The 18,002-nt window shown below is 38.6% G+C and carries 13 protein-coding genes; 8 read left to right on the plus strand and 5 right to left on the minus strand.

Annotated features, from left to right (window positions below; all coding sequences use genetic code 11):
• The first annotated feature begins 10 nt into the window (after positions 1-10).
• Positions 11-1,864 carry an acyltransferase family protein gene (locus tag CW745_RS08850; protein WP_101108294.1) on the plus strand — a complete coding sequence of 618 codons (1,854 nt, stop codon included), beginning with the start codon at positions 11-13 and terminating at the stop codon, positions 1,862-1,864.
• Between the two features lie 57 nt (positions 1,865-1,921).
• Here CW745_RS08850 and CW745_RS08855 read toward each other — a convergent pair whose 3' ends face one another.
• Complete coding sequence (locus CW745_RS08855; protein ID WP_101108295.1) at positions 1,922-3,661, minus strand: right-handed parallel beta-helix repeat-containing protein; 1,740 nt, start codon at positions 3,659-3,661, stop codon at positions 1,922-1,924.
• A 631-nt stretch (positions 3,662-4,292) separates the two neighbouring features.
• Between CW745_RS08855 and CW745_RS08860 the strand changes: the two genes are divergently transcribed.
• From CW745_RS08860 to CW745_RS08885, 6 genes are all read left to right on the plus strand, one after another.
• On the plus strand, positions 4,293-5,339 hold the full coding sequence (locus CW745_RS08860; RefSeq protein WP_193755570.1) for a glycosyltransferase: 1,047 nt from the start codon (positions 4,293-4,295) through the stop codon (positions 5,337-5,339).
• A 69-nt stretch (positions 5,340-5,408) separates the two neighbouring features.
• Complete coding sequence (locus CW745_RS08865) at positions 5,409-6,434, plus strand: polysaccharide deacetylase family protein (protein WP_101108297.1); 1,026 nt, start codon at positions 5,409-5,411, stop codon at positions 6,432-6,434.
• A gap of 60 nt (positions 6,435-6,494) precedes the next feature.
• Positions 6,495-7,616 (plus strand): glycosyltransferase family 4 protein, encoded by a 1,122-nt coding sequence (locus tag CW745_RS08870; RefSeq protein WP_101108298.1) that lies wholly within the window; start codon positions 6,495-6,497, stop codon positions 7,614-7,616.
• Positions 7,617-7,627: 11 nt separating this feature from the next.
• A complete protein-coding gene (locus CW745_RS08875; RefSeq protein WP_101108299.1) occupies positions 7,628-8,779 on the plus strand; it encodes a glycosyltransferase family 4 protein in 1,152 nt (383 codons plus the stop codon).
• Positions 8,776-10,242 (plus strand): exosortase C-terminal domain/associated protein EpsI, encoded by a 1,467-nt coding sequence (locus CW745_RS08880; protein WP_101108300.1) that lies wholly within the window; start codon positions 8,776-8,778, stop codon positions 10,240-10,242. The genes CW745_RS08875 and CW745_RS08880 overlap by 4 nt, the downstream gene beginning before the upstream one ends.
• A gap of 9 nt (positions 10,243-10,251) precedes the next feature.
• Positions 10,252-12,252, plus strand: coding sequence for an alginate lyase family protein (locus CW745_RS08885; protein WP_101108301.1), 2,001 nt, complete (start codon positions 10,252-10,254; stop codon positions 12,250-12,252).
• Between the two features lie 43 nt (positions 12,253-12,295).
• Here the strand turns inward: CW745_RS08885 and CW745_RS08890 are convergent, their stop codons facing one another.
• From CW745_RS08890 to hslR, 4 genes are all read right to left on the minus strand, one after another.
• On the minus strand, positions 12,296-13,399 hold the full coding sequence (locus CW745_RS08890) for a GNAT family N-acetyltransferase (protein WP_101108302.1): 1,104 nt from the start codon (positions 13,397-13,399) through the stop codon (positions 12,296-12,298).
• Positions 13,400-13,518: 119 nt separating this feature from the next.
• A complete protein-coding gene (gene pckA, locus CW745_RS08895; protein WP_101108303.1) occupies positions 13,519-15,141 on the minus strand; it encodes a phosphoenolpyruvate carboxykinase (ATP) in 1,623 nt (540 codons plus the stop codon).
• A 193-nt stretch (positions 15,142-15,334) separates the two neighbouring features.
• Positions 15,335-16,195 carry an Hsp33 family molecular chaperone HslO gene (gene hslO, locus CW745_RS08900; protein WP_193755571.1) on the minus strand — a complete coding sequence of 287 codons (861 nt, stop codon included), beginning with the start codon at positions 16,193-16,195 and terminating at the stop codon, positions 15,335-15,337.
• 15 nt (positions 16,196-16,210) lie between these two features.
• Positions 16,211-16,615 carry a ribosome-associated heat shock protein Hsp15 gene (gene hslR / locus CW745_RS08905; RefSeq protein ID WP_101108305.1) on the minus strand — a complete coding sequence of 135 codons (405 nt, stop codon included), beginning with the start codon at positions 16,613-16,615 and terminating at the stop codon, positions 16,211-16,213.
• Positions 16,616-17,051: 436 nt separating this feature from the next.
• On the opposite strand from hslR, the gene gspC reads away from it, so the two are divergent.
• Positions 17,052-17,978: a type II secretion system protein GspC gene (gspC, locus tag CW745_RS08910; RefSeq protein ID WP_238596765.1), complete on the plus strand. Its 927-nt coding sequence runs from the start codon at positions 17,052-17,054 to the stop codon at positions 17,976-17,978.
• Positions 17,979-18,002: the final 24 nt, after the last annotated feature.

Below are 18,002 nucleotides of genomic sequence, written 5' to 3' on the forward strand. Positions count from 1 at the left end.
GTTATAAATTGTGAAATTCAGGAAAGATATTAATGGATTAAGAGCTATTGCGGTAATTGCTGTTGTCTTATTTCATTTTGATGCAACTTGGTTACCTGGTGGCTTTGCAGGTGTAGATGTTTTTTTTGTTATTTCTGGTTATTTAATGACGGGAATAATTTTTAGAGGAATAGAAAATAAAAACTTTTCTATTTATCGTTTTTACATTGCACGTGCTAATAGGATCATTCCCCCTCTCGCTGTACTTTGCTTGGTATTATTGGTATGGGGATATTTTTATTTAACACCAATAGATTATAGGGTGTTAGGTAAGCATATTGGGGGGAGTATTAGTTTCCTATCTAATTTTTTGTATTGGATGGAAGATGGTTATTTTGATGTATCTTCATATGAGAAATGGCTATTACATACTTGGTCTTTGTCAGTCGAATGGCAATTCTACATAATATATCCATTAGTGTTAGTTTTTATGAGAAAGCTTGTTTCATTAGCCTTATTAAAGTTGCTGGTGTTGCTTTCTGCAATAATTGGTTTTATTTTTTGTATTTATTCAACCATACAATGGCCTTCATCTTCTTATTACCTTTTGAGTGCTAGGGCATGGGAAATGGTTATCGGTGGTGTTTGCTACCTTTATCCCGTTAAATGGTCAAATGTTGATAATCTCAAGCAGAAGCTCATAGAGTGGCTTGGGGTTGCCCTTATTATCTTTTCATATCTAGCTATAAATAAGGAAACTGCCTGGCCCGGATATTGGTCCCTTATCCCTGTTTTAGGTTCTTGTTTGGTAATTCTCGCGCATCGAAATGATAGTGCCATTACATCTAATGTTGCCTTTCAAAAGTTAGGTGCGTGGTCATATTCAATCTATTTATGGCATTGGCCAATAGTAGTGGGAATATATTTTTATTCTCTTAATAACTTGTTTATTTATGCAGGTATATTAATTTCTGTGTTACTCGGTTTTTTAAGTAATAAGTATATAGAAACCCTTAAATTTAAAAATAACTTTACAGGGTTCAAGAGTTATTTTAAGTGTAAGCCGTTTTATATGATTATCAGTGTTGGTGTGGCTGGCAGTTTTATTTTTCTAACTAATGGTCTTGATAGCAGAGTAAGTAAGGAGAATCAGAATTTAAATGCATCAGCTCGCAGTGCAATGGTTGATTGGGAGTACCCTGATCCAAATTTAGAAATTAAAGGCTATGATATTAGGTTTATTAAAGGAAGAGCAAATAAAAATATACTCTTTCTAGGTGCTAGCCATATAGAGCAGACTTTTCCATATGTAGAACAGCTTGACACAGAATATAATATTTATTATTTAACACAGGGGGGGTGTTTATTATTGCCCTCTTATAGGCCAAATTTAGATTGCTCTAATGTTAAGGGATATAAAGATATTTTGTCCGAAATTCATTTCGATAAAATAGTCACTTCACTATTTTTACTTGATTCATATCTACCTGAGAACGATCGACTTAAGGCTGCGCAACTCAATATCAGAATAGCCGAGTTAAATGAGTTTTTAGAATATACGAAGGATAACTCACTGGATGTTTTCTTAATTTTAGGGGAGCCAAGGGGGAAAGAATTTAATCCTAAATTATCAATAAGACATAGTTTAAATAGCGAAATACCTACTAAAAAAGTCAAAGAGTCATACGCTACACATTATAAGGTTTTACCTAGTATTATTAGATCAGATAGGGTTACCATCATTGATCCTATTGATTATTTATGTAGGGAAACTTGTAGGACACGTGATGTGAATAATCAATTTTATTATAAAGACTCTGATCATATGAGGCCTTGGTATGCGAAATTATCACTCGGCTACTTAGATAAAATATTTGATAAGTGAACCAATACACTGCAAAAAATGAGTGTATTGGTGCTTTATATTAAAATATTTTAGTTATTATTGTGGAGTTATAAGTACCTGTACATTTGTTGGTGATTGGGGGGGGGTTACTTCATTCTTAGCACCATCTTGCTCAAATGGGCCTATATCAATAGATGCACCTAATTCGCGCTCTTTATTTAATATGTCACGATCCAGCCCTGTAGTATTCGGAAATATCTCTTTAAAGCTAGTTTGTAAAAAATAGTTATTATTTTTACCCTTGTCTTTTAACAGTGTACTTACGTCTTGATTTGACATTAAACTACTAAATATTGACTCAATATCTGTGCTATCAACTGCAATTGGGTTGGTGACATTATTTAAGTGACCACCCGCATCTAAAAGAGCTGTTCTTTCATATATTGTGTGGTGGAGCTTAACTTTGAAACCTCCTCCTAAAAAATTGTTATCTACGATTAATTTTTCGGTACCTTTGTTACCTTCACTCCAGATATTATAGCCACTCTCTCCTGATGCGTGACCATTTATGACATCGAAGATAATATTGTTTTCAATAAGAGTTTTATGGCTATGACTAGAGGTAGTAATACCATTGCCTACATTAAAGATTAAATTATTATATATGTAATGTTCATGTCCTCCGACTAGATGTATTGCCGCACTTTGCCAGCTATTTTCTGAGCCTACTTGTATTGTGGACTCTGGAGCTGCAGTAACATTATAAATTATATTACCAACTGTATAGACTTTTAATATGGTTTCACCCACATCATAGGTGCTAGCTATTCTTATCCCATACTCTACATCATGAATGCGGTTATTTATCATCCATAAGCCATCGGGTTCATATTGTGCCCCTATCCCTTTAGATACAGACCATGGAGTGGTCACTATGTTATGGATATAATTCCCTGAAAAAATCACGTTTTGCGCGAACTTTACCCAAAGGCCACTTTGCCTTACATTGTAAATTTCATTATCTCCTACATAAACATTATGGGTTGCTATCCTCGGAGGGGCACCGTTGACCTGTAAACCAGAGCCAGATGCGTTATATCCAGTATTTTTTAGAATCCAAACATTGGAAGTGTATCCTGATACAGTCATTAGGTGCGCATCTTGGTCGAATGAACTGTTTATGTCTCCTGCATCATGAATTGTATTATTATAAAAAATGATATTTTCTGCTTTTGAATCGGGACTTCCTCCTGACGTTGATAACAGAGTTCCTCCATCTATCACTCCAATAATTTCGTTGTTTCTCGCCACAATGTTTTTAGCCGCATACCCGCTACTAGGTGAACCGATTTGTAATAATGATTTATCCTTAAACAGCATATCTGTTAAAAAAGCATTTTCACCCCATAGAACAACTTTGTGACCAGTAAACGAGCCAGGTTTGTTTTTCGCTTTAGTAATCCATACTGGGCCTGAGGTATTGGCAACCCATTCAGAATTTGTACCATTCGCAATGATGCGTGTAAAACCACCTGCGGGTACGTCATAGTCTCCTGCTATTTCTACGTATGATCCTGCTGGAATTGGTTGAGGTAACATTTTTCTCGGAGCTGTCTCTGAACCAAAACTAGGGGAATAAGAGCCATTAACGAGATCTATATAATAATAACCAGGGACCTCTTTACTCCAGTCGCTTGGCCTTGCCGGCGCCTCTTGCTCAAAATTTATATCGGGAGCAGGTATGCCTACTGGCATTGTATAGGCCCCGGTACTATGAAAAGGGATGATTATGAACGAGAGTAGCAGATACGCTACATGTCTAAATGAACTATTCATTTTAACTCCATGTGAAAATAGTTTGTTGTTCTGAAAGGCTTTGTCATGCCAAGGGTCTTACAATAATTAATGACTTTTGTATGTAAAAAATAATCATTAATTATGGTTGTTATATACCTAAGTGCAAGTATTCAACGCTAATTAGTTAATAAAATATTTAGTTTTATTAGCTTAGTAATTTAATCTTTTAAACCTTTTCATATTCTTATTCCTGATTGCCGTAGGGAAAATAAAGTTCTTACTTATATGTAAAGGAAAGGTTAACAACTTTATTATATATTGATATAATTATTAGCGGTTAAAGGATATATCGCACTTCTTTGGTTTTTCATCATACTTAGGTGTGAACGCTGATTATTTTTGGCGCTACCATGCTTCTCAGTTTGCTCATCCCATGTTCTTTAAGCGTTCAAACCTGATGTAGATAGATACTCTAGAATGCAAGAATGGCAATGATGTTGGCATAAGCTAAAGTGTTATTTTAAATCAATTAGTTAATTCATGGATTAGAAGGTGTTAGAAATTGCAAAAAGGAAGGAATATCGTTCATTATTGGGGAGGTTGCCCAATAGTTGCCACCTCAAAATGGATGAGTTATTTAAGGCTAATTGAGAAATGTACAGAGAATGGTATGAATAACTGGCTTATTCTATCTAAACAGCCTGACGATCAAACCCTTATCGCTCCGATATTGAAGGCTGGGTGTAAAATCATTTACCAACCTAGATCTAAAAAGAATTTTGATTTTGCGAGTATTCTTCGAAATTACAAGCTTCTACGACAGATCAAATGTGATATTTTTCACTGTTATAATGATCATACTAGCCCACTTATTGCGGCTAAATTAGCACGGGTGCCTGTTACTTTGTGGTCAAAATTGTCGATGTCTTCATACTATGAAAAAGGCGTTAATCCGAAAGGCTTGCAACGACTTATGTTGAGTACCAGAGTTACTGCGTATTGTGTGAGTAGGATTCTCGCTATTAGTAAACGCGCAGGTGATGAAGTCATTGAGCAAGTTGGCTTTAAAAACAAAGTGGCAACTGTGACTGTGCCTGTTTCATTAGAACGCTTCTTTTCAGTTAAGCATTCAGCGGTCAGAAATGAATTTAAATTTATTAATGCTGATTTTGTTATTACAGCTATAGGTCACTTTGTCGAAATTAAAGGTTGGGATGTCGCTATTGATGCGTTTGCTATTGTTAATAAGCGTATGCCAAATACAAAATTATTATTAATTGGCAAGAAAACATCAGAAAGCTTTTATCAAAAAATCAGTGCTCAAATTGCTGGATATGGCTTACAGGAACAAGTGATTATTGCAGGTAATCGAAGTGATACACCTGAAGTACTTAAAGCGAGTGATATTTTTATACTGCCTTCACGGTCAGAGGGCACCCCTGCCGCGCTGGTTGAGGCGATGGCTGTTGGTTTACCTTGTGTCGCCACTGCAACTGGTGGAATTCCGGAGGTAATAGAAGATGGTGTAAGTGGATTACTCTTTGAGCGAGAAAATGCAAATGAGCTTGCTGAAAAAATTCTTGAACTTGCGTCTAACCCGACATTTAAGGCCCAAATCATCGATAATGTGCAGAAAGGTTTACATAAATATTCGATATCGGCATATGTTGATACGGTGTTTGGGCATTATCAGCACTTATTAGAAAACAATAAATAATGTTATTCAGTATAAGTTTTGAAAAATTTTTGCAGTTTAGCCTTTGGCCTGTGTATATTGGAGCTTGTGATGAAAAGTAAGCGGTTTTGTAAAAAAATGCTAGCCACTTTCTTATCGAGAACTGGATTTCTCTCTTTTTTACACCATAAAAATCGCCATAAAATTTGCGTCTTGATGTTACACGGTGTGATGGAAGAAAATTACAAAGCAAGCTGGACTCCATTACGGCCTCAATTAACCCCCGGTGAATTAAAAAGAACACTTACGCTTCTTTCTAAGAATTATCAGTTTGTTACTATTGAGCAAGCGGTTGATATGCTGTCTGGAAAGCTTGCATTGATTGATAACGCAATGCTTATCACTTTTGATGATGGTTACCGCAATAACTTAAAATTTGCTTTGCCTATTTGTGAGCAATTCTCTATCAAGCCTGTATTATTTTTAACCACTGGCAATGTTGATTCAAGGTTACCATTTTGGGTAGATCGGTTGGATTATGCATTACAACAACATATGGGGGAGATCATTTCTTTTTCATATGGTGGCATTACTTATCAATTTGATGCGACTTCTCGCCAATCCCTTAAAAAAAGCTATAAACAGTTTCGTGACGGCTGTAAAAATAGATTCAGTGATGAAATAAAGATGAACCAATTGATTGACGCACTATCTGAAAAGCTTGAGCTACAGTCGGGTAAGGCGCTCGCTACGATATGTGAACAAGATGATTGGTCTGCTATCGTTGCTTGGGATCAACTAAGAGATGTGGTGAAAAGCAAGCGTATTGATGTAGCAAGTCATACTGTTGATCATTGGCGGTTAAACTGCCTTCCTGAAGAATATATTTCATCACAATTACAGCAATCAAAAGTCCGCATAGAGCAGGAGTTAGCAGTAAAATGTCAATTTTTTTGTTATCCTAATGGGAATTACAATGATGTTGCTATTAATCTTGTAGAAAAAATAGGTTATAAAGCCGCTTTTTCTACAGATGTCGGGCTGTGTGGTCTCAAGGATGATTTAATGACGTTAAAACGTTTTAACTTCCCTTCTGATAAATCAGAGTCTGAATTATTGTATTTGCTCAATCGATAATTATTAGAACTTGTACCTCTTTACTTTTTAATTTTCAAACGCTTAGGTTTATAAATAATCATGTTAAACATATGTCTGGTTGCACATTTTGCATACGATGCGGTTAAAGGTGGCAATAATGGCTTTATTGGTGGCGTAGAGCGTCAAACCACATTAATGGCAAAATGGCTTGCAGCAAAGGGGCATAAGGTTTCTTTACTCACTTGGTCTGATGGTAATCGCGAAGATGAAGTCATTGATGGTATTCAAGTTATTAAAATTTGTCGAAGCGATGCTGGTATACCAGGGGTACGATTTTTCTATCCTCGTTGGAGTGGTTTAATTAGTGCGATGAAGCGTGCTGATGCGGATGTATATTATCAAAACTGTGGTGAATACATTACCGGCCAGATAGCAATGTGGTGTAAGCATAACAATAAATCCTTTTTATACTCGCTTGCCAGTGACGCTGATGCCGATCCTGCTCTGCCTGTCATGACAAAGCTACGAGAACGTGTTTTATATCGGTATGGCTTGCGTAATGCTGATTATATTTTATCGCAAACGGAAAAACAGGTAGGCATGCTCTCTTCTGGATTCCAATTACAGTCAACCGTTATGCCGATGCCTTGTCCTGGGCCCGGAGACGATGAGTATCAACCACTAGCGTTTAAAGAAGGTAAGCCGACTGTATTATGGGCGGCAAGGATCCACCCGTGTAAAAGGTTAGAGCTTTTACTAGAGGTTGCCACATCATTACCTGAGTTTAATTTTGTTGTTGGGGGAAGTCCTTTAGAAGAGGATGATTATTCAAGATCCTTATTAAGCAAAATGCAAAGCTTAGAAAACGTGTCTTATCTTGGCATGGTAGGTCGTGCCGATATGCCCGCTTTATATCGTTCAAGCTCTGTATTCTGTTGTTCTTCTGCCTATGAAGGTTTCCCAAACACATTTCTTGAAGCATGGAGTCAAGGGCTTCCTATCGTTTCTACTTTTGATCCCGATAATCTAATTCGTGATAAACAGCTTGGGTTTCCTGCTGATAATAAAGATGAACTGATTGCTGGTATTAGAAAACTATGCACAGATAAAGCATTGTGGTTAGCGCATTCGGCTAATGCACGTGCTTATTATCAAAATAACCATGCTGTGGATGAAGTGATGCAACGCTTTGAAAATATTTTCCTTAATTTATCTAAATAAGAACCAACAATATGACCGTTACTAAACTTGCTTTTGTTACTCAATTTCCGATTGATTCAGATCGTCCTTTAGGTGGTGTGGAAGCGGTTAGTGTTAACCTAGTTCGCTCTCTCTCAGCTTATACCGATCTACAGATTGATGTGTTGACGCTGTGCCCTGAAACATCAAAGCAAACAACGGAAAGTTGGGGGAAAGTAAAAATTCATCGTTTACCTAAGCCTAATGGAAGTGAGCTTCTTAATGCCGTCACTAAAAGTAAAGTATTAATCGAGCGCTACATCAAACAGCTACAGCCGGACTTGATTCATGCGCATGATACCTACGGAATAATGGTACAAGATATTGATATTACGAAAGCCTTTACAGTACATGGTTTTATTTACGGTGATACGCTGTTTTCTAATGGTAAGTTTAGGTGGTTACGCTCAAAAATATGGGAAAAAATAGAAAAAGGCAGTTGGGCTAAACAACCCAATATTATCTCTATTAGTCCCTATGTGCGTGAGCGAGTCTCGCCGGTTTCTGATGCTATTGTTTATGACATTGACAACCCTATTTCTGACCAATTTTTTAATTTAACACGTGATGAAATAGCCGGAAGAATATTTACTTCTGCTGTGATTTGTCCTCGCAAAAACACCTTACAATTGGTTAAAGCAGTGAAGTTACTCGTGGATGACAATATCGCAGTCGAGCTTCGTATTGCAGGGAGTGTTGGTGATGAACAATATATGCAGGAGATGTTGGATTATATCGCGCATAACAATCTCGATAAGCACATTAAAATTCTCGGGCGAATATCGACGACAGAGGTGATGAAGGAGCTGATGCATTCATCGATTTATGCACTCGCTTCACTTGAGGAAAATTCACCAATGGGCATTGAAGAAGCGATGGCTGTTGGTATTCCTGTGGTGACCTCAAATCGTTGTGGAATGCCATACATGGTTAAAAATGGTGAGACGGGTTATCTTGTTAACCCATTTAATGAACAAGATATTGCTAACAAATGTAAGCGCATTTTGGTTGATGGTGAATTAAAGGATGCGATGGCAAAAAAATCGACTGAATTAGCAAGAGATCTGTATCACTCTGAAAGTGTCGCAAGACGAACTTATGCGGTATACCAAGAGTTAAGCATGAATGCTGAGCGTAAATTTTGATAGCGCCTTCGAAGGTCATCAATTTAGTTGCCTTAATCGGTTTAGCATTGATTTTCTTTATCAATGGCGCAGTTTTGCTTACCATTTTTGATGAGTGGAATAGCAACGGCCCCTTTAGCCATGGTTTTCTTGGTTTTGCAGTGGTGTTGTATATTTTATGGTTAAAGCGTGACTTTTTTCAAACTGCTACACATCAACCATCTATAGCTGCCACTGGCTTACTGCTATTAAGTGCATTTGGCTTGCTAGTTAGCCAGTTAGCGAGCGTGCAACAGCTTCAGCAGCTGATGTTATTTGCGCTGATGACTTCCTTCTTAATTAGTATTTATGGTTTTCGTCTTTTACGAGACCAGTTTTTCCCACTGCTAATGTTAGCGTTGATCTTGCCCGTCTGGAGTCTCTTTCAAACACCACTACGAGAGTTATCCACAATTGCCGGTGATATTGGCCCGAGTATTGTTGGTATTGAGGTATTACGTGACGGTTACCGACTCTCTACCTATGGCGGATTATTTGATGTTGAGCCTGCTTGTTCTGGCTTAGGGTTCTTTATGGTTGGCGCGCTTTTTGCGGCTTGTGTGAGCTTCTTTAACCATCTTTCTCTGAAAAAGAGCATCCAATTTTTAGTAATTTGTCTCTGCTTTGCTATTTTTGCGAATTGGGTACGTATTATATTGATTATTATTGTGGGCAGTTATACTCACATGCAACACTTTATCGTACAGGATCACTTAACCTTTGGTTGGGCGGTCTTTGCTGTGTTCCTTGTGCCACTTATTTATCTATCGCGTCACTTCTTCGATAAGCCGATTGATGAGCAGGTTAAACCTGTAAAAACAACGAATCAGAATGTAGCGATCAATAAAAAACAGTTGTTATTTAGTTACTCCATCCTACTTGCTTTTATCTTTGCGAGTTACTGGATCCCATCGCGTTTCGATGCAAACTATCAATTTAAAATGCCTGCATTAGAAGGGTATAACCTTGTTAGTACAAATAAAACATCAAGTCCCAATTGGAAGCCTCTCTCACATGGCGTGAGCTCTGAGAACTTCAGTTTCTTTGTTAAGGGTGAGGTTGGGATTCAAACTTATCTGGCGAACTATGTTAAACAAAGCCAAGCGCATGAAATGATCTTTGTGGAAAATAAACTGTTTGATAAACATCGCTGGTCAATTGTCGATCATGACTCTCTGTACCTTGATAACAGTGAAGTGAAGCTGTTTACCCTGAATCGCAGTGGCGAGCGAGGGCGTTTAATAGCCTATTGGTATGTTGTTAATGGAGTGCATACCAGCAGTAAAAAGTTAGCAAAGCTAGAGGAAGTGAAATCGGCGATTTTAGGCACGCCTGGTGCGACATTAATCGCATTCGCCATTGATTATCGAGCGGGTGGTCATGGTCAAGCTGTTACCCAGATACAACATTTCACACAAACATTTTTTAATCAGATAGAGCAATAAGAGAACTTCATGCAATCAATTACTTGGTACGTTAAACGCATTCAAATGATGTCACCTAAAGAGATCATCTGGCGTGTCACTTCACTCACCGATGCATTTGTGGAGCGCGGGCGCGTGCAGTTTAACTTAGTGCCAACAGAGAAATATCAACCTTCTTACGATCCCGATGCTAATTTTGTTGGTGGATTCGAAGTGTTCACCGGCGAGGTAGAACAATTTCAAAATGAGTGGAAAAATGAACTTATCAAAAAGTCTGAGATGATTCTTGATCATAAACTGAGCTACTTTGATCTAAAAGAGCACGATCTTGAAACACCTATCAATTGGCATAAAGATCATTCCGCGAATATATTTTCTAGCTTGAATCATATTGTTTCCGTAAATTATCGTGATTTTGCCAATAATGGCGACTGTAAGCTTGTGTGGGAGCCTAATCGCCATCATCAGCTAGTCGTTCTTGGCCGTGCGTATAAAGTCACTGGCGATACAAAATATGCGCAGGGTGTGATTGATCAGCTAACAGCATGGCTAGATGCAAATCCTTATGGCTATGGCATGAATTGGCGAAGCCCATTGGAGCTTGCTATTCGTTTAATCAGTTGGGTTTGGGCTATTGATTTAATTAAGGGCTCTGGACTTTTTGCAGGCGACATAAAAGCACGACTACTCAACAGTGTATTTCTACACTGTAGAGATGTTGACGGTAAGTATTCACAGGGGACTTCTGCGAATAACCACTTAGTGGGTGAGGCTGCCGGCGTTTATATCGCAGCTAGCTATTTCGATATGCTTACGGATGCACCACAATGGCAGGCGAGAAGTAAAGCGGTGCTTGAACGTGAGATTCAAGCACAAAGTTTTGCCGATGGCTGTACGAAAGAGCATGCTTTTTCTTATCAATTTTTTGTTTTTCAATTTTATCTATTCACCGCATTAACTGGAAAATGGCGAAAAGATGATTTCTCTGCTCAGTATTGGCAAACCTTAAGCAGTATTAGTCGCTTTATTGCTCAGGTTGCAGAGGGAGGTAAACACTACCCAATGCTTGGCGATCAAGATGATGGTTATGTATTAGACTTGGGCGATCATGTCCATAATATCAATGCGCTGTGTGACATTTCCGGTTATTTCTACAGTGATGAAATATTCAATACTGGCTTTAAAAAATCCACTGAGTCTGCCTTTTGGTTGTTTTCTGGCAGAGACACGCGTTTATCACCTTCCGTTAATGATACTAAGCCCTTAAGCTCTGTTGCTTTTAAAGAATCTGGTTATTACCTATTGCAAGCAGGCTCATTAGCGCAAGGTAATCAGGCGAGTGTTTTGTTTGATTGTGCTGAGCTTGGTTATACTGCAATTGCCGCGCATGGCCATGCGGATGCGCTAAGCTTTGTGATGCGTATTAACAAGAATGATCTGTTTGTTGATACCGGTACCTACGATTATTTCAGTCATCCGCAATGGCGTAACCACTTTAGAACCACTAAAGCGCATAACACCTTAGAAGTAGATGGTGTCGATCAATCTGTGATGACCGGGCCTTTTATGTGGGAGCAGCACGCACAGGCAAATTGTATTGAATGGTCCCCTACTAATAATGGTGGAACAGTGTTTGCTGAACACAGTGGTTATCTTCGCCTGAGTGAGCCCGTTAATCACCAGCGTGCAGTACAGCTCGATGTTGAGCAGAAGAAGATTATAATTAGCGATCATGTATTAACCAGTGGCACGCATGATATTGCATTATATTTTCATCTCTCTGAAGATTGCCAAAATATTGAGCTGAATGAAGGTGTTTGCACACTAAAACTGGGTGATGATCAGATTGCAATACAGTTACCGATGGGAATGCGAACTGAAGTTGTGACTGGCCAAGAGAGCAATGATAAAGAAACGCCCGCATTAGGTTGGCTGAGCCGTGGATATCATCAAAAAGTGGCTATTTCTACGTTAGTTTTAAGAACAAGAGTCTCTGCTGATAGTAAGTTTGAAACGATTATCAACTGGTAAAAGTAGCTTAACGCGTTGCTATTCTTAGCAACGCTTTATAGCACTAAGCCTCATTAAGATATGCGCCCGTGGGCCAAATCTTTTTTAGCTTGAAAGGTAAATTTTTAAGCTTATTAGGAAAAATAAAAACATGGCAACCCTGACGTTTTTCCGCTAACCAGCGACGTTTATGGTTGCTATAAACACCTAAAAAATCATATTCTGCGATCTGTTCCTGCAGGTTTTTTTGAAAAGAAAAATAACGTAATACTTGCCCCGCACCGGCTAAAAAATCGGGATTAAATCCTTCTTGAATCGCTAAAAATCGATTGTTATATACATAGCCGATTTGCATGGCTTGAATTTCCCCCTCAACTTCTAATTTTAACAATCTCAACCAGCCTGTTTTGAGAGCATGTTGTGCAAACTGTTGATAAAAAGAGGCCATTGCTGGGCGTCGTTCAAAGGAGCCTTTTAGGCCAGCTTGTTGCCAGCGCTTATTGTGCAGTGAAAACAGGGTATTAAGATCATCTGATAAAGTAGATAGATCTTCGGTTACTGATACCTGCCATTCTCCTTGGCGCGATAAATATTTTTGAGTTTGTTTAATATTGGTTCGTAAGCTTTTAGAGAGGCTCGGCAGTATATCGTTATTCAATGATGTTAATGGCGTTGCGCTAAAATCAATTTCACGCTGGTGGAAATTAAGTTCGTTGATACTGTTGAGAGAGGTAATTAAGTTTTTTCCTCCCGTTGTCCACTGCTCAATATTGGTTAGCCAAATAAAATCCCACTCTTTTTTATAGGCCAGTAAAGCCTGCCAACACTGTTTTTTTAGTGGCTCACTATTATCGCGTTGTACAATAAAATTACTGTATTCTGAGCCAATACCTTGATCACCTGCAAAGCGTAACGCGTTGTATTTTAATCCATTTACTAAGCGGTAGGGTTGTTTATAGAAGGGGGCGATAGCAACAATATGACCATCTTTTTTTAAAATAACAATATAGGGGCTGATCGGGGTTGCACTGGTTTTGCGCCAGCAGTTTAGCCAATCCCAACGTAAAAAAAGATTATCTGCATCAGATTGAACTAATAGATCATCCCAAATCGTCTGTAACGACTCAAACGCTTCCCAGGTTGTTAGTAGTTCACTTTTTACGTTCATTCTTACACCTCATATCAACAGGTGTGATGATACTTAGATTTTTTTTAAAAGTAAGTGCTTTTATATAAAAGGGAGAATAGCGCCACTCTATAAAAGAGGGCGCTATGAAGATCGGTTAATTAAGCGATATCTTTGCTAAATTGAGGGCCTGCACTGACAAGATCTTTACCTTGTTGTTTATCGGTGTAACGTTCAAAGTTATCGATAAACAGTTGCGCTAACTTTTCAGCTTTTTCATCCCACTGTTGTCTATCTGCATAGGTATCGCGTGGATCAAGAATCGCACTATCAACACCTGGTAATGCGAGTGGTATGGTAAGGTTAAACAGAGGTACCTGTTTAGTTTGTGCCGTTTCGATTGAACCATCCAAAATAGCATCAATGATGCCACGTGTATCTTGAATTGAGATACGTTTGCCAGAGCCATTCCAGCCAGTATTCACTAAATAAGCTTCAGCACCACAGGCTTCCATACGTTTCACCAGTTGCTCCGCATATTGTGTTGGGTGTAACGTTAAAAACGCTGCGCCAAAACATGCAGAAAAAGTCGGTGTAGGTTCTGTAATACCACGTTCAGTACCGGCTAATTTTGCAGTGAAGCCAGACAAGAAATGATATTGTGTTTGCGCCTTAGTGAGCTTAGAAACGGGTGGTAATACGCCAAAGGCATCGGCAGTTAAAAAGATCACTTTCTGTGCGTGACCACCTTTAGAAATAGGTTTTACAATGTTATCAATATGGTAAATAGGGTAGGAAACGCGTGCGTTTTCAGTTTTGCTCGCATCGTCGTAGTCAACGACGTTTTGTGCATCGATCACGACATTTTCAAGCAACGCATCACGACGGATTGCCCCGTAAATATCAGGCTCCGCTTCTGCACTTAAACGAATCGTTTTAGCATAACAGCCACCCTCGAAGTTAAATACTCCATCATCATCCCAACCATGCTCATCATCACCGATTAAAGCGCGTTTTGAATCGGTAGAGAGTGTTGTTTTTCCTGTCCCAGAAAGACCGAAGAAAATGGCTGTATCGCCTTGTTCACCAATGTTTGCCGAGCAATGCATCGATGCCATGCCATTTAACGGTAAAAGGTAGTTCATTACTGAAAACAGACCTTTTTTCATTTCGCCACCGTACCATGTGCCACCAATGACTTGCACTTTTTCTGTGAGATTAAAGGCAACAAAATTTTCGGAGTTTAACCCCTGTGCTTGCCAATCGGGATTGGTGGTTTTAGAGCCGTTCATCACCACAAAATCAGGTTCAAAATCGACTAGCTCTGCTTCGCTAGGGCGAATAAACATATTTTTGACGAAGTGTGCTTGCCAAGCCACCTCAACGATAAAACGTACTTTAAGACGAGAACTTTCATTGGCACCACAATATGCATCAATGACAAACAGTCTTTTATTAGATAACTCAGTACAAACTAATTGTTTAAGGTGACTCCAAGTGTTTTCATCGATAGGTTTATTATCGTTTTTGCCTTGATCGTTCCACCAGATGGTATCGCGAGTAGTATCATCTTTTACGATGTACTTATCTTTTGGTGAGCGTCCTGTGAAGATGCCTGTGTCAACAGCTACCGTGCCGTTTGAAGTGATAATTCCTTTTTCAAACCCCGTTAAACTATCCGCCATTTCCTCTTCGAAAAGGGTTTCGTAGCTAGGGTTATACACAATCTCAGAAACACCGGTTATGCCATATTTGCTTAACGAATTCGTTGCTAATTTAGTCATATTCAGTTCCTCTTAAGTGATTGAAATATCACTATTGAGAGTAGGGGAATCTGAGGGAAATAGGTGAGATCTAAGTCATAAAAATGATTAAAAAATAGTCGTTATGTAAACTAATTGCTGCAATGTTAAGCAGTTTCTTTGATAGGCAATAAATTCAATTTAATTACCTACCAAAGCACAAGTTTTGGCATTCTTAATGTTGTTGGTTATCTGTACCACCAAGCAATATTTGTAAGTCATTTACCTCAAAACGATAATCTGATGCACAATATTCACAATGCATCTCAATGGCGCCATGCTCTTTAATTAGCTCATTTATCTCTTCTGGTGCGATAGAAGCAAGAGATGATAAACAGCGCTCTTTTGAACATGAACATTTGTAAGTGATTGGCTGCGTGTCGAAAAGACGAACAGTTTCTTGATGATATAAACGAAATAGGAGATCTTCAGGAGTTAAATCATAAAGTTCTTCTGCTTTTACGGTATGTGCTAATGCGCAAACGTGTTGAAAATCTTCTTCATGGGTTTCACTGCTTGCAGGCAGTGTTTGAATTAAAATCCCTGCAGCTTGTGCTTTAGGTGCAATGCCTGCATGTAAAATAACACGCGTCGGTAATTGCTCTGATTGCTGGAAGTAATTTTCCAAACAGCTACTTAATGAATCATTGTTTAAATCAACAATACCTTGATAACGTTCACCATCATCTGGGGTAATGGTGATCATCATATGTCCTTTACCGACAAGTTGTGAGAAAGACAGCCCTGCTGTTTCTCCCTCTACACGTGCTGTACCACGTACTTGTAAATTTTGATCGGCATTAATGACTGCCATTTTAAGTGGGCCATCGCCTTGTAACTGTACCGCGATTTTTCCTTCGAATTTTAGCATCGCAGTAAGTAGTGTGGTCGCAACGAGCAACTCACCCACTACATTGGCAACCTCTGGCGTAAAATCGTGATTTTTGACGATTTCATTAAAGCTATCATTAGCATGTGCGATTTCGCCACGGATTTGGAAGTCATCAAAAAGGAATCGTTGTAATTGATCTGTCATTATCATTATCTCTATTTAGTCAAAGTTAGCGCTATTACGTTGGGCTTTTGCTTGTATTAGTTCTCTGCGCTGTTTTTTGTTCGGTTTTTTGTCTGGGTGAGGTGCATTTTGCAAACTGAGTTTGCGTAAAACGGAGTACTCTTCACGTTTTTTAATGCTATCGCTGGTTTCTTGATAAAGGGTTGTTGCGATAGGTGCACCGCGTCGTTGATCTGATAATATTTCAATATTGACTTGTTTAGACACATCGCCTTGGCGAATGGTTAATAGGGCGCCTAGCTCTACTACTTTACTCGCCTTAGCCCGCTGACCATTATAGTGTACTTTGCCACCATTAATCATATCGCGTGCAATGCTACGTGTTTTATAGAAGCGTGCTGCCCATAACCATTTATCTAAGCGAATTTTTTTATCAGACATCGTTACCCACTTGTAAAATATTGTGTCATTAAATCAACGACATTTAACCTTAACCCCGAAGTGGCTCTAGTCGTGCTGTATTTTGCCATAAATTAGTGTAAATGGGCATTGATGTCGAGTGTTTATTACTTGCTATTAAAGTAATCGTTAGAGATTAGTGTCACTGTAATTTTGTTTGCGTATGTGAATAGATAATGTTGCACCTATCTATTAATAAGAAGATTTACTGTTTTTTATTTTTATTGTCATTGCGGGGATGTTAAGCCTTCCATTATTGCCAGAAACAAACTTAATGTATCCATGTAGTCTATTTTTTATATATTGCAAATAAAAAACTATTTTTTTTGGGCTAAAATACACTGTTTCGCGATGATTAATCCTCCTAGCCCACATAATTCGAGTGATTTGCTTGTTGCTAACGCAGCCCTGAGGTAGCATGCTAAACTATTATATTTGTATGAAAACAGGGTTGTTACTCGTGCCATTAGCTACTTTTTTACAAAAATCACCAATGGTTGTTTTGGCAATTATTGCATCGTTATTAGCCTATCAGCTGGCTATTTTAACATGGGCATTTGTGCCTGATCAGAAACCTGCTTTGTTATGGAAGCCGGTTGCGAGTAATAAGCAACAAAAAGGTTCGCAAGTTAATACATCGCAATTACAACAGCAACATCTGTTTGGCGTTAAAGCAAAAGAAGCGAAACCTGTCGTGCCTAAAACGACCATTGATAATGCACCTAAAACACGCCTAAACTTAAAATTAGTTGGTGTCGTCGCCGCCACAAACCCCAAAAATTCAAGTGTAATCATCGACCAAAAAGGTAAGCAAAGCAGTTACTTTATGGATTCAAAAATCGATGGTACAAGTGCAGTGATTACCCAAATTTATCAGGATCGTATTATTTTAAAAGTGGGTGGTGGCTATCAAACGTTGATGCTTGATGGCGTAGAAAAGCTCGATCAGCAACATAAAAATCATGAAAAGAATCGTCCGGCGAAGCCGAGAAAAAAAGATAATAAAAGCGTCTCAAAGCCAATTAAAGGCAAAGTGAAAACGGTTAATTTAGATCGTCAAGCGTTACTTAGTAACCCTGGGAAATTAACCGATTATATCCGCATATCTCCGGTACGAGAAAATGGTGTAGTAAAAGGCTACCGAGTTAAACCGGGTAAAGATAGAGCCCTTTTTGAAGCGTCTGGCTTAAAAAGCGGAGATTTAGCTGTTGAATTAAATGGGGTTGATTTAACGGATACGCAACAAGCATTTACTTTAATGAAAGAGTTTCCAACTATGACTGATATGACCTTGTCTGTTGAGCGTGGTGGGCAATTACATGAGCTGTATTTCAGCATCCCTTAGGGTGTGAGAACTTTTATTAAATTG

Source organism: Psychromonas sp. psych-6C06, from assembly GCF_002835465.1.
In the GTDB taxonomy this organism is placed as follows: Bacteria; Pseudomonadota; Gammaproteobacteria; order Enterobacterales; family Psychromonadaceae; genus Psychromonas.

What these genes read in the sequence shown, in the direction of transcription:
- CW745_RS08860 (WP_193755570.1), top strand. Translation starts at nt 4,293, where the DNA reads ATGAATAACTGGCTTATTCTATCTAAACAGCCTGACGATCAAACCCTT.
- hslR (WP_101108305.1), bottom strand. Translation starts at nt 16,615, where the DNA reads ATGTCTGATAAAAAAATTCGCTTAGATAAATGGTTATGGGCAGCACGC.
- pckA (WP_101108303.1), bottom strand. Translation starts at nt 15,141, where the DNA reads ATGACTAAATTAGCAACGAATTCGTTAAGCAAATATGGCATAACCGGT.
- CW745_RS08870 (WP_101108298.1), top strand. Translation starts at nt 6,495, where the DNA reads ATGTTAAACATATGTCTGGTTGCACATTTTGCATACGATGCGGTTAAA.
- CW745_RS08885 (WP_101108301.1), top strand. Translation starts at nt 10,252, where the DNA reads ATGCAATCAATTACTTGGTACGTTAAACGCATTCAAATGATGTCACCT.
- CW745_RS08855 (WP_101108295.1), bottom strand. Translation starts at nt 3,661, where the DNA reads ATGAATAGTTCATTTAGACATGTAGCGTATCTGCTACTCTCGTTCATA.
- CW745_RS08875 (WP_101108299.1), top strand. Translation starts at nt 7,628, where the DNA reads ATGACCGTTACTAAACTTGCTTTTGTTACTCAATTTCCGATTGATTCA.
- CW745_RS08890 (WP_101108302.1), bottom strand. Translation starts at nt 13,399, where the DNA reads ATGAACGTAAAAAGTGAACTACTAACAACCTGGGAAGCGTTTGAGTCG.
- hslO (WP_193755571.1), bottom strand. Translation starts at nt 16,195, where the DNA reads ATGACAGATCAATTACAACGATTCCTTTTTGATGACTTCCAAATCCGT.
- CW745_RS08865 (WP_101108297.1), top strand. Translation starts at nt 5,409, where the DNA reads ATGAAAAGTAAGCGGTTTTGTAAAAAAATGCTAGCCACTTTCTTATCG.
- gspC (WP_238596765.1), top strand. Translation starts at nt 17,052, where the DNA reads ATGCTAAACTATTATATTTGTATGAAAACAGGGTTGTTACTCGTGCCA.